The 13,561-nt window shown below is 35.2% G+C and carries 7 protein-coding genes and 1 rRNA gene; 3 read left to right on the top strand and 5 right to left on the bottom strand.

What is annotated here, in order from left to right:
- Positions 1 to 92: ribosomal RNA gene (gene rrf, locus MWU65_RS16375) — 5S ribosomal RNA — on the top strand; the annotation flags it as partial.
- A gap of 194 nt (positions 93 to 286) precedes the next feature.
- On the opposite strand, the gene MWU65_RS16370 is transcribed toward rrf, so the two are convergent.
- From MWU65_RS16370 to thrA, 3 genes are all read right to left on the bottom strand, one after another.
- Positions 287 to 2,266 (bottom strand): DUF349 domain-containing protein, encoded by a 1,980-nt coding sequence (locus MWU65_RS16370; RefSeq protein WP_247079710.1) that lies wholly within the window; start codon positions 2,264 to 2,266, stop codon positions 287 to 289.
- Positions 2,267 to 2,411: 145 nt separating this feature from the next.
- On the bottom strand, positions 2,412 to 3,341 hold the full coding sequence (locus MWU65_RS16365; RefSeq protein ID WP_247079709.1) for a homoserine kinase: 930 nt from the start codon (positions 3,339 to 3,341) through the stop codon (positions 2,412 to 2,414).
- A 4-nt stretch (positions 3,342 to 3,345) separates the two neighbouring features.
- Entirely contained in the window at positions 3,346 to 5,790 is a 2,445-nt protein-coding gene (gene thrA / locus MWU65_RS16360) for a bifunctional aspartate kinase/homoserine dehydrogenase I (protein ID WP_247079708.1), read from the bottom strand.
- A 261-nt stretch (positions 5,791 to 6,051) separates the two neighbouring features.
- Between thrA and MWU65_RS16355 the strand changes: the two genes are divergently transcribed.
- Positions 6,052 to 7,602 carry an NAD(P)H-hydrate dehydratase gene (locus MWU65_RS16355; protein ID WP_247079707.1) on the top strand — a complete coding sequence of 517 codons (1,551 nt, stop codon included), beginning with the start codon at positions 6,052 to 6,054 and terminating at the stop codon, positions 7,600 to 7,602.
- 5 nt (positions 7,603 to 7,607) lie between these two features.
- Here MWU65_RS16355 and MWU65_RS16350 read toward each other — a convergent pair whose 3' ends face one another.
- Together MWU65_RS16350 and MWU65_RS16345 are read right to left on the bottom strand one after the other, a co-directional pair.
- The gene (locus MWU65_RS16350) at positions 7,608 to 8,018 is read right to left on the bottom strand and encodes an STAS/SEC14 domain-containing protein (protein ID WP_247079706.1); all 411 of its coding nucleotides are present in this window, start codon (positions 8,016 to 8,018) and stop codon (positions 7,608 to 7,610) included.
- Between the two features lie 202 nt (positions 8,019 to 8,220).
- Positions 8,221 to 10,767, bottom strand: coding sequence for an ATP-dependent Clp protease ATP-binding subunit (locus tag MWU65_RS16345; RefSeq protein WP_247079704.1), 2,547 nt, complete (start codon positions 10,765 to 10,767; stop codon positions 8,221 to 8,223).
- Positions 10,768 to 11,027: 260 nt separating this feature from the next.
- Between MWU65_RS16345 and gyrA the strand changes: the two genes are divergently transcribed.
- A complete protein-coding gene (gene gyrA / locus MWU65_RS16340) occupies positions 11,028 to 13,559 on the top strand; it encodes a DNA gyrase subunit A (RefSeq protein WP_247079702.1) in 2,532 nt (843 codons plus the stop codon).
- Positions 13,560 to 13,561 lie beyond the last annotated feature (2 nt).

The following is a 13,561-nucleotide window of genomic DNA, read 5'->3' as shown; positions in this document are numbered from 1 at the left end:
GGGGCTCACCCCTTTCCATTCCGAACAGGGAAGTTAAGCCCATCTGCGCCGATGGTACTGCATTTTTGTGGGAGAGTAGGCCGCTGCCTTTTTTTTAAGCCCTTATCTAACGATAAGGGCTTTTTTTATGCCCTATTTTTAATGAAATAAGAGTAATAAATATCAAATTGCCTAACAGGATCCAAGCGATAGAAGTTAGGTCTACTGTAAAACATAAAAAGAGGAGCTAACAAATAGGTTAGCTCCTCTTTTTAATTAAAATTTTGTTATGTAATAGAGCCGGGGTTTATTCCTCCTCACTATTATTATCCTCATCCTCTTTGTTTCGAGTATTTTCCAAAATGTTCAACTTTATCAGCTTGGCTTTCCAAGTATTTAAAGCATCTTTATGATTGTTGATGTTTTTAACAACATCCTTTACAAGAGGATTGTCTTCAGAGGCATTGGAAAAGAATTGCAAATTGTTCTCTAATTGACGAATTTCACTTTTACTCTCATCTATTTTGCGTCGAATAAAAAGGCGTTCTTTGTAAATAGCGTTATCGTTATCTGTAGAAGATAATTGTTGAATCTTATTTCCATATTTTAAAAGTTCAGATTCTTGTTTATTGACATCTAATTTTTTAAATATGGCGTCAAGAATGGTGTTGAATTTATTATTAATGTTCTTCTTTTTGAAAGGGACGTGTCCATACGATTTCCATTCACTAATGAATTCTTTTAAACTCGCTAAATCGTTAGCTCTATCCCCCGTTAAGGTAAACGCTTTTAATTTCTCCAAACAGGCAGTTTTGTGCTCTAAATTTTCAATTTCCTCACTGCTCGATTTATTCTTTAAAGCATGAAGACGATCAAAATAATGATTACAAGCACTTTTAAATTCATTCCAAATCTTATCGGAATATTTTCTAGGAACATGGCCTATTTTTTTCCATTCTCCTTGAATACGTTTAAATTCGCTTGTAGCAACATCCCAATCTTCACTATCTTTTGTTACTGTGGCAATTTCTAATAAAGCTCTTTTTTTATCCAAATTGTCTTGTTGCTCTTTCTTGAGATTTTTATAAAAAGCATTTTTAGACTTATTAAAGGTTTTTACGGCTTCCTTAAAAATAGCCCAAGTTTTTTCATTTGATTTTTGTGGAACTTTGCCAGCTGTAAAGAAAGCCTCTCGTAAGGCTTCTATCTCTTTAATCTGACTTTGTAATTCCTTGTGATTGCTAGATGTATTAGCTGCAATTTCAATTATTTTAGCAATAATTGTATTCTTTTGCACCAGATTTTCTTCGTAGACCTTATCTAAATCTTTATAGTAATCTTGTCTTCGTTGGTGTAAAACTTTGGTAGCATTGCTAAATTGTTCCCAAATAAGCTCTCTATGCTCCTTTTCTACGGGACCAATATCTTCTTTCCATATTTTATGTAGGGTCTGAAGTTCTCTAAAGGCTTTTCCTAAATCTGGTTCGTGTGTTAAGGCGTCAGCACGGACTATTAACTTTAGTTTTTCTTCTAAATTATGCTTAAAATCTAAATCCCTTAACTCTCTATTTAAGTGTAAGAAATCATAAAATATTTCAATATGATGGTGGTAGGTGCGCCACACGTTATTGTATTCTGTTCTTGGAATTGGACCGGCATTTCTCCAATTTTCCTGGAGATCTTTAAAATTTTTATAAGTGGTGTTAATGTCTTCTTCTACATTCACCAACCCTTTTAAATCTTCAATTATTTGTAATCTTTTGGCTAGATTATCCTTTAAATTGCGTTCTAAGGTTTTGTAATACTGGTCTTTCTTTTCTCGGTAATCAGAGTATACTTCGTTAAATTGGCGTTTTGTAACCGAGTTGTACCTAAAATCAATTTCATTGCCACCATTTGCTATAAATTCTTCTTTTTTGTGTTCAAGAAACTCTTGAAACTTTAAATCAAATTCATATTTAATACCATCAATATGTTTTTTAATGGCTTGTACCTTTTCATTTTTAACCAAACGCTGTAGTTCTCCTACTAAATTTTCCATACTCATAGCATGGTAATCTAATAACGGAATTTCATGTCTTTGTTGATTGTCTTGATCCTCTGCATCTTCAGCATTGGTTTCCTCAATTTCATCTATAATTTCTTTTTCATCTTCAGGATTTTGAGTCTCAAGTTGATCACTTTTAATTTCAGTAGTTTTCTCTGAAGTCGTCTTATCTTCAGTAGTTTCTGAAATTTCTTCACCCCCTACATTGTTTTGTAGTTCTTCTTTATTGTCTTCCAACATAATATGTGTATTTGGATTTCTTTAGTATGGTAAGATACTAACAACCGTACAAATGGCAAAACTTAATATGTTTTTTAGATTGAAATGGTTTTCGAAAAAGAAACTAGAATTATAATCTTAAGTTTAATTTAAGTAGTAGTTGTAGTTAGGGGTTCATTTTTTTCACTCCTTCTAAATTTATACTTGAGACATGGATATCATAGGTGATTCCCACTTTGGTGTATACTTTTTGCATCGCTTCTGCCACCTTAATTGCACTGGATTTTCCTTTACACAACGCAAATATGGAGGGTCCAGAACCCGATATTCCACAGCCAAGAGCACCTGCCTGTATGGAGGCAGATTTAACAGTGTCAAAGGCGGGAATAAGAATAGAGCGTATTGGTTCTACAATATGGTCTGTTAATGATCTACCAATTAAATTGTAATCCTCCGTATACAGTCCGGCGATTAAACCGCCAACATTACCCCACTGTTTAATACCATCTGCTAAAGAAATTGTTGTTTTTAGTATTTTTCTAGAATCGGATGTTTTTACTTCTATTTGGGGGTGTATAACCGTAGCGTATAATTCGCTTGGGGTGTTAATTTTTATGATATCTAAGGGGTCGTAACTGCGTACCAAAGTAAAGCCACCGTAAATAGCAGGAGCTACATTGTCTGCATGTGGTACTCCACTGGCCAGTTCCTCTCCCTTCATTGCAAATTTCACCAAATCTAAATTAGAGAAAGGTTCTCCTAATAATTTATTCATTGCCCAAACGGCTCCTGCTGAACTTGCAGCACTACTTCCTATACCACTTCCAGCTTTTATTTTTTTATAGATTTCAATTTCAAAACCCCCATCGTAGTCTGAGGCAGATAATAATGCTAAGCCTGCAACGCCAGCAACATTTTTATGAGTTTCTAAGGGTAAATCTTGCCCTTCTAGTTTGGTTATAGTAATTCCTTTTTTTCGTGTTTTACGAACCACCATTTCATCCCCAACATTATCTAAGGCTACGCCAAGGACATCAAATCCACATGAGATATTAGCAATTGTAGCTGGGCAAAACACACGTATTTCCTTATCCATAATATTAAAAATTTCCAATTCTTATAATATCTGCAAATATGCCAGAAGCTGTTACATCTGCACCTGCACCTGCTCCTTTTATAATCATTGGCTGATTGGGATACCGTTCCGTAAAAAACAAGACAATGTTATCACTTCCTTCTAAATTATAAAAATCGTGTCCTTTGGGGATATGTTGTAGACCTACACTTGCTTTTCCATTTTCAAACTGAGCCACATATTTTAGCTTGCAATCTTTTTGATGGGCTTCTGCATACATTTCTTGAAAATCGGCCTCATACTTAATAAGAGAAGCGAAAAAATCTTCGTTATTGTTTGTGTTTAGACTTTCCTCGGGTAAAAATGATTTGTTTTCAATTTCATTAATATCAATTTGATAACCACTTTCTCTAGCTAAAATTAATATTTTTCGAGCCACATCAATTCCACTTAAATCTATTTTAGGATCTGGTTCTGTGTAGCCTTCTTCTTGTGCCTGTTTTACAATATTATTAAAAGTTGTAGTATTGTTGAAATTATTAAATACAAAATTTAAACTCCCAGACAGCACAGCTTGTATTTTTAAAATTTTATCCCCAGAAGCAATTAAGTGCTTTAAAGTATCAATAATTGGCAACCCAGCACCAACGTTCGTTTCAAATAAAAATGGCGCGTTGTATTTTTGTGCTAGATACTTTAGATTTTTATAGTTTTCGTATTCAGATGAACAGGCAATTTTATTGCAAGTGACAACAGAAATACTATTGCTAAGATACTTGGTGTAGGTTTTAGAAATGACATCACTAGCGGTATTGTCTATAAAAATACTATTTCTGTAGTTCAGCTTTTTTATAGCCTTGAAAAAGGCTTCTGTATCTGCTTTTTCTCCCTTTGCCAATGCTTCTTCCCAATGTTTTAACGAAATTCCTTCTTCATCAAAAAACATAGTTCTGGAATTTGATATCCCAATAACCCTTAGGTTAAGTTTTAAATTTTCTTTCAGGTATTTCTTTTGTTGCTTAATTTGATGTAAAAGTCGGGATCCTACATTACCAACCCCCATTATAAACAGGTTTAATTGTTTAATGTTCTCTTCAAAAAAAGCTTCATGTAAAGAGTTTAATGCCTTTTTTACATCGCTATTAGCGATGACAGCCGAAATATTTCGCTCAGAAGACCCTTGAGCAATAACCCGTATGTTTACATTGTTTTTACCTAGGTTACTAAACATTTTACCACTTAATCCTTGGTGGTTTTTCATATGATCGCCAACCAAGGCAATAATGGCAAGATTGTTCTCTACTAATATTGGCTTAATTCTTCCTAAAGAAATTTCATACTGAAACTCATTGTTGATAGCTTCTTGTGCAGCTGTAGAATCTAGGTCTGCTATACCAATACAAATAGAATGTTCTGACGATGCCTGAGTGATCAACACAATGCTAATTTGAGCCAGGGAAAGGACTTCGAAAAAACGTTTTGATATTCCTGGAATACCAACCATACCTGGTCCTTCCAATGAAAGTAAACTAACGTTTTCGATATGACTTATACCGCGTACAGTTTTGCCATTTTTTTCTATGCTCTTGGTAATTAAAGTACCCACGGATTCTGGGTCAAAGGTGTTTTTAATTTGAATTGGTATTCCTTTGGCCAGCACAGGTTGTATTGTTGGAGGGTATAATACTTTAGCTCCAAAATGTGAAAGCTCCATAGCTTCTTCATAAGATATGTTTGGAATAGCTTGGGCTTGTTTTACAATCTTAGGGTTGGCCGTATACATACCGCTAACATCTGTCCATATTTCTAAACCTTCTGCGTTTACGGCAGCTGCGATAATGGCAGCGGTATAATCTGAGCCGCCACGTCCTAAAGTCGTAGAGTCGCCCGTACTGGAAGCAGCTATAAACCCTCCTAATACAGTGATCAAATTTGGGTTTGTGGTGAAATAGTGGTGGATTAAGGTATTTGTATCTTCAAAATTTAGAATACTTGCCTTACCATAGGTAGTATTCGTAATTAAAAGTTCCCTACTATCCTTGTAGTGGGCGTCTAATTTTTCGGAAATAAAAAATTCGCTAATGATATAGGAAGATAAAAGTTCGCCATAACTAACAATTTTATCGGATAGTTTCGGTGTTATTTCACCTATGAAAAAAGCGCCTTCTAGAAGGGTTTCCAAAACATTTAATTCACTTTTAACCTTACTTAAAATTTTACTTTGATTGGTTATTGGAATTAAATCTTTAATAGTTTCAATATGCCTGTGCTCTATTTTTTTTACAACTTCTTTGTATGTTTCTTGTTGGGTAGACGCTAAACTTGCTGCTTCTAATAACAAATCTGTAACACCCCCAAAGGCTGATACAACAACCACTGTTTTGGTGTTTGAATGGGCTACAATATTTTTAACTAATCTTATATTTTTGGCATTGGCAACCGAAGTTCCGCCGAACTTTAATACTTTCATTGAGAATAAATTATTAGGTAATAAATGGTATTGAAAATCAATACAACAATATGGACATGTATGTAGAAGATCACCCCAAGGGGGTAGCTGTTGTGTTTGTAAGAACACAAGTAATTGTATTGAAAAAAGTTGATTTTTTGTCCAAAATGTATATTTAAGCAATGCTTACTAACGAATCAAATGTAGTACTTTTGTTTTTTTAATCAAATAATTTCTATGATTTTTGTGAAATCAATAGTAATTAACAAATATTTTTAGTGAATGAAGATTTTTACTGGTGCCCAAATATATGAAGCTGACAAATTCACAATTAAAAAACAACAGATCACTAGTGATGAACTAATGGAACGTGTTGCTATTCAGATTTTTAATTGGTTAAATGTAAGATTGCAAGGAGCGCAACCTAAAATACATTTGTTTTGTGGTATTGGGAACAATGGGGGTGATGGCCTGGCGGTTGCAAGACATTTACAGGAACACGGCTATAATATCGTTGTATATATTGTGGATTATAGCGATAAAAGAACGGCTGATTTTTTAACCAATTTAAAACGGTTAAAAGACAGAAAAATATGGCCTGTTTTTCTCGCCAAAGAAAGTGAAATTCCAAAAATTAGTAAAGAAGACATTGTTGTGGATGCAATTTTTGGAATAGGATTAAATAGAGCTCCAGTTGCTTGGGTGACTCAGTTAATGGCACATATTAATAAAAGTGGGGCATTTGTATTGTCTGTCGATGTTCCTTCAGGTTTATTTTTAGATAAGGGCGTAGAAGACCCAGATGCCGTCATACATGCAAATCATATTTTAACATTTCAGACACCTAAATTGGCTTTCTTTTTGCCAGAAACGGGTGTCTATGGCAGTAATTGGGAAATCATTGATATAGGTATAGATGCAGAATATTTAACTGTTACGGAAACAGATTTTGATTTAATAAGTAAAAATGAAGTGTTGCAATGGTATATTCCTAGGGAAAAATTTGCACATAAAGGCCATTATGGTCATGCCTTGATTATTGGCGGAAGCTATGGGAAAATTGGAGCGGCCCTATTGGCAGCTAAAGGTGCTTTGCTTTCGGGAAGTGGGTTGGTTTCGGCCTATGTGCCTACTTCGGGTTATATTCCTTTTCAGACTGCCCTTCCTGAAGTTATGGTGCAAACAGATGTTTCAGAATTAAATATTTCCGGTTTCAATTTCACTGTAGAAGCTACCGTTATTGGTATTGGTCCTGGTTTGGGAACCAGTGAAGCAACACAGAACGCTTTTGCTGCCTTTTTAGGTACAAATAAAAAACCCTTGGTTTTAGATGCTGACGCCTTAAATATTTTATCTAAAAATAAGGCCTTGTTAAAGCTACTCCCCAAGGATACTGTATTGACGCCACACCCAAAAGAATTAGAACGTTTGTTGGGTTCATGGGCAAATGATTTTGATAAATTAGAAAAGGCAAAAAAATTCTCTAAGAAATATAGTTGTGTGCTTGTCATTAAAGGCGCACATACTATTACCTTGTATAAGGGCAAGGGGTATGTAAATACATCAGGAAATCCTGGAATGGCAACTGCAGGCAGCGGAGATGTTTTAACGGGGGTTATCACCGGCTTAATTGCTCAAGGGTATTCGCCAGTCGTGGCATCCGTATTTGGCGTTTATTTGCACGGAAGTGCAGCAGACTTGGCAGTAGAAAGTTTAGGCTATCAGTCCCTATCAGCAACTTCAATTGTAGAAACAATTGGGGCTGCTTTTTTGGAGCTTTTTAGACGTACAGAGGACCTACAAGGACAACAGGATACAGAAGGTAAAGAATAATTGTCTTATTTTTTTGCAGCGGAAGCTATTCTTCTTTTTACCCATATAAGCGCATTGCTGTAATCTATAAAGAACTTCATAGGTTTTTTGTAGAACATTTTTTCAATTTTAAAGTTGTGCATGTCTATTTCCTTAATTGAAACAATAGCGAAAGCTTTAAGATTTTCAAAACCTCTTATGTAGTTGTAGATGTTTGGATCTATGGCGTATGAATTTTTGCGCAGGCTAATGTAGCCAAAATCCTTATCCCTAAAATGAATTTCAGAAATACCGATAATTTGAAATGCCTTTTCTAAGGTAACAGTAGTGCCTTCATCAAATGAGGACACCATATAATTATCATAGACAAATATTTTTCCAGACTCTAGCTGGTACTCTTTAACAATTATTGGTTTCTTGTTTTGCCCAATCTTCATATTTCTGCGTAATAGTGTTCTTGGCTAAAGTAGGAGGATGTAGAGCGATACCGAAAAAAAATAGATAAAGCGCTTAAATATCCTTTTATAGTTTCAAGAAGCTTAAAAAATTCATTTTTTGAGTTTTTAAATTGAGGTTCAATAAAAAAGGAGTCCATTTAAATGGACTCCTTTTAACGTGCTTTCGTTGTAGCACTTTTATTTAGGCTTCAGAAGTTTTGTTCTCCTTTTTTATTTTTATAGTAAGCTCTTCTTTGGCTTCATTTAAATCCATAAAAATACTATCTCCTTCTACGAGTTTAGAATTTACAATTTCTTCGGCTAAAGCATCTTCAATGTATTTTTGAATAGCTCTTTTTAATGGTCTTGCGCCGTATTGTTTGTCAAAACCTTTATCTGCTATATAGTCTTTAGCTTTGTCAGAAAGTGTTAGGTGGTAACCTATCTCTTTAATTCTAAGGTAAAGTTTGTTTAATTCAATATCAATAATATTATGGATATCTTCTCTTTCTAAAGGATTAAATACGATTACATCATCGATCCTATTTAAAAATTCTGGAGCAAATGCCTTTTTTAGTGCATTTTCAATGACGCTTTTTTGATGCGTATCTGCTTGTGCTTTCTTAGCTGATGTTCCAAATCCTACCCCTTGACCAAAATCTTTCAATTGTCGCGCTCCAATATTGGAAGTCATGATTATAATGGTATTTCTAAAATCGATTTTACGCCCCAAACTATCCGTCAAGAAACCATCATCTAACACTTGAAGCATCATATTAAATACGTCTGGATGTGCTTTTTCTACTTCATCAAGCAGTACAACAGAATACGGTTTTCTTCTTACCTTTTCTGTCAGCTGTCCGCCTTCTTCATACCCTACATATCCTGGAGGAGCTCCTACCAAACGAGAAATGGCGAATTTTTCCATATACTCACTCATATCAATCCGAATAAGTGCATCTTCAGAATCAAATAATTCCTTCGCTAAAACCTTTGCTAACTGCGTTTTACCAACACCCGTTTGTCCTAAAAAGATAAACGATCCAATAGGTTTGTTAGGGTCTTTTAGACCAGCTCTATTTCGTTGAATTGCTTTGGCTACTTTGGCAACAGCATCATCCTGACCAATGACATTGCTTTTTATTAGATTGGGTAATTCTGCCAGTTTGTTTATTTCGGTCTGTGCAATTCTATTTACAGGAATACCACTCATCATAGAAACAACGTCTGCCACATTATCTTCCGTAACCGTTTCTCGATGTAGCTTGCTATCTTCTTCCCATTTTTCTTGCGCAATGGCAAGATCCTTTTCAATTTTCTTTTCATCATCACGAAGTTTTGCAGCCTCTTCGTAACGTTGTTTTTTTACAACTGTATTTTTTAATTCACGAACATCTTCTAATTGCTTTTCTAGTTCCAAGATTTGCTTGGGTACATCCATATTAACGATATGCACTCTGGAGCCTGCTTCATCCAAAGCGTCTATTGCCTTGTCTGGAAGAAAACGATCGGTCATGTATCTATTTGTTAGCTTAACACAAGCAATGATAGACTCATCGGTATAGATAACATTATGGTGATCTTCGTATTTCCCTTTGATGTTTTTAAGGATTTCTATAGTTTCATCTACTGTGGTAGGCTCTACGATTACTTTTTGAAAACGACGTTCTAAAGCACCATCTTTTTCAATATACTGTCTGTATTCATCTAGGGTTGTAGCTCCTATACATTGTATTTCACCACGTGCCAAGGCAGGTTTAAACATGTTAGAAGCATCTAAGCTTCCTGTTGCTCCACCGGCTCCAACAATAGTGTGAATCTCATCAATGAATAAAATAATATCATCATTTTTTTCAAGTTCATTCATTACCGCTTTCATTCGTTCCTCAAATTGGCCACGGTATTTTGTACCGGCCACCAAAGATGCTAAATCTAAGGTAACAACTCTTTTGTTGAACAAAATTCGGGATACCTTTTTGTTTATAATGCGCAAAGCTAAACCTTCTGCAATTGCACTTTTACCAACACCAGGTTCTCCTATAAGTAAGGGGTTGTTTTTCTTTCTTCTACTAAGAATCTGTGAGACTCTTTCTATTTCTTTTTCTCTTCCAACAACCGGGTCTAATTTGTCTTCTTCCGCCATTTGCGTTAAATCGCGTCCAAAGTTGTCTAGCACAGGAGTTTTAGATTTTTTATTTGTTTTTTGTCCTGATGTAGATCCGAAATTTTCTTTTTCGTCATTTTCGCTATCCGCATCATTAGAAAAAGACTCAGCTCTAGGGGTGTCTATATAATCTTCATCTTTAGTGATAATAGATTTAAACTCATCTTTTACGCTATCATAGTCTACTTTAAGTTTGTGAAGTAGCTTTGTTGTAGGATCATTTTCGTTTCTTAATATACACAGTAATAGATGAGCGGTGTTAATAGAAGTGCTTTGAAAAAGCTTTGCTTCTAAAAAGGTGGTTTTTAAGGCACGCTCCGCTTGTCTCGTTAAGTGTAGGTTCTTTTTATCTTTTTGCAAATTATCGGAACTGGGATTTGCGGGGCTTAGTATTTCTACTTTGCGACGTAAATGATCCAAATCTACCTCCAATGCATCTAGTATATTAATAGCTTTTCCATTGCCATCACGTAGAAGGCCTAGCATTAAATGCTCGGTACCAATAAAATCGTGCCCAAGCCTTAAAGCTTCTTCTTTGCTATACGCAATTACATCTTTTACTCTTGGTGAAAAATTGTCATCCATAAATTATTCCTTAGTCCGTTATAAAAGTAATAAATCTATCTTTATTTAAGGCAAATACCATACCTATATTCGTTAAAGTTGTAGTATTTGTCGGAAAACGCATATTTTAATTGCAAAATTTTAATTTAATTCCCAACTATTTTAAAATATAAAGAGTGTTAATAAAAAATGTATTAAAGTGCTTAAATTGTGCTTTTCTCCTAATGATTTTATGTATATTGGCGTCAATTTTTAATCAAATTAGTTTATAAGATTTTAATATGGCAGAAGGGGAAAAAATTATTCCAATAAACATAGAAGACGAAATGAAATCTGCCTACATTGATTACTCAATGTCGGTTATTGTGTCACGTGCCTTACCAGATGTACGAGACGGTTTAAAGCCAGTACACAGAAGGGTTTTGTATGGTATGCATGAATTGGGTGTTCGTTCCAATAGCGCACATAAGAAATCTGCCCGTATTGTGGGTGAGGTTTTAGGTAAGTATCACCCGCATGGGGATACTTCTGTTTATGATTCTATGGTGCGTATGGCTCAAGATTGGAGTTTACGATATATGCTTGTAGACGGACAAGGTAACTTTGGTTCAATTGATGGTGATAGCCCTGCAGCAATGCGTTATACGGAAGCACGTATGCGAAAGATTGCAGATGACATGTTGGCAGATATTGAAAAAGATACCGTAGATCACCAGCTTAATTTTGATGATTCTTTAAAAGAACCCACAGTTTTACCAGCGCGAATTCCAAACTTATTGGTCAATGGTGCATCTGGGATCGCTGTTGGTATGGCAACAAATATGCCTCCTCATAATTTATCTGAAGTCGTAGACGGTACTATTGCTTATATAGAGAATAATGATATTGAGATAGATGAGCTTATTACACATATTAAAGCACCCGATTTTCCAACTGGGGGTATTATATATGGATATGATGGAGTTCGTGAAGCTTTTAAGACGGGTAGAGGTAGAGTAATGATGCGTGCAAAAGCAACCTTTGAAGAGGTTCAAGGTAGAGAATGCATCATTGTTACTGAGATTCCGTATCAAGTGAATAAGGCCGATATGATTAAGAAAACGGCCGATCTTGTTAATGATAAGAAAATTGAAGGTATTGCTACCATCAGAGATGAATCTGATAGAAATGGTATGCGGATTGTTTATATCTTAAAACGAGATGCTATACCAAATATCGTTTTAAATACCCTTTATAAATATACATCACTACAAACTTCTTTTAGTGTTAATAATATTGCGCTTGTTAAAGGGAGGCCTCAGCTCCTGAATGTAAAAGAAATGATTCACTATTTTGTGGAGCACAGGCATGAGGTTGTTATTCGTAGAACAGAATTTGACCTTAAAAAGGCGGAAGATAGAGCCCATATCTTGGAAGGATTAATTATTGCATCAGATAATATTGATGAAGTAATTGCAATTATAAGAGGGTCTTCTAATGCTGATGAAGCACGAGAAAATTTAATAGAAAGGTTTAAACTTTCAGAGATACAAGCCAAGGCAATTGTAGAAATGCGTTTGCGTCAATTAACAGGTCTGGAACAAGACAAGTTAAGAGCAGAGTACAATGAAGTAATTGAAACCATTGCAGATTTAAAGGATATTCTTGCCAATGAACCACGAAGAATGCAAATTATTAAGGATGAGCTTCAAGAGGTTAAGGAAAAGTACGGAGATGATAGGCGTTCTGAAATTAATTTTGCGGGTGGCGATTTAAGCATTGAGGATATGATTCCTGATGAGCAAGTAGTGATTACTATTTCTCATGCAGGGTATATTAAAAGAACAGCTTTAAGTGAGTATAAAACTCAGAACAGAGGCGGGGTTGGACAAAAAGCATCTTCAACAAGAACGGAGGACTTCTTAGAACATTTATTTGTGGGAACAAACCACCAATATATGTTGTTCTTTACGCAGAAAGGAAAATGTTTCTGGATGCGTGTTTATGAAATTCCAGAAGGGAGTAAAACATCCAAAGGAAGAGCTATTCAAAACCTTATTAATATAGAACAAGACGATGCTGTAAAGGCATTTATTTGTACGCAAGATTTAAAGGATGAAGAGTATGTGAATAGTCATTATGTAATTATGGCTACTAAAAAAGGGACGGTTAAAAAGACTTCTCTTGAACAATATTCTAGACCGCGTCTAAATGGTATTAATGCCATTGGAGTTAGAGAAGATGATGAGCTTCTTGAAGCAAAATTAACAACTGGAACAAGTGAGATATTCCTAGGGTTAAAATCAGGAAAAGCAATTCGTTTTGAAGAAAGTAAAACCAGACCTATGGGTAGAAATGCTTCAGGGGTTAGAGGGATTACTTTGGCCAATGAAAAGGACGAAGTAGTCGGGATGGTATCTATTCATGATTTTGAGCAAGATATCCTAGTTGTTTCAGAGAATGGGTACGGAAAACGCTCTAGCCTAGAGGACTACAGAGTCACCAATAGAGGTGGTAAAGGGGTGAAAACGATTTCTATTACAGAAAAAACGGGAGGACTAGTTGCCATTAAAAATGTATCAGACACCGATGATCTTATGATTATAAATAAATCCGGAATTGCCATTCGTATGGGTGTTGAAGATTTACGCGTAATGGGTAGAGCAACACAGGGTGTTAAATTAATTAATATTAAAGGAAATGATTCTATTGCAGCCGTTGCAAAAGTAATGAAAGACGAAGACGCTGTTATAGATGAAGAAATCCTGGATCTAGATGTTACTGCTGAGGATGGCACGGCTCTTGATAATGATACCAACGAAACAGAAGAATAAAT

The sequence above is a fragment of the Cellulophaga sp. F20128 genome, assembly GCF_023015805.1.
Lineage (GTDB): Bacteria > Bacteroidota > Bacteroidia > Flavobacteriales > Flavobacteriaceae > Cellulophaga.
The sequence above is the reverse complement of the archived record's forward strand: the minus strand, read 5'-3'. Positions and strand labels throughout refer to the sequence as shown.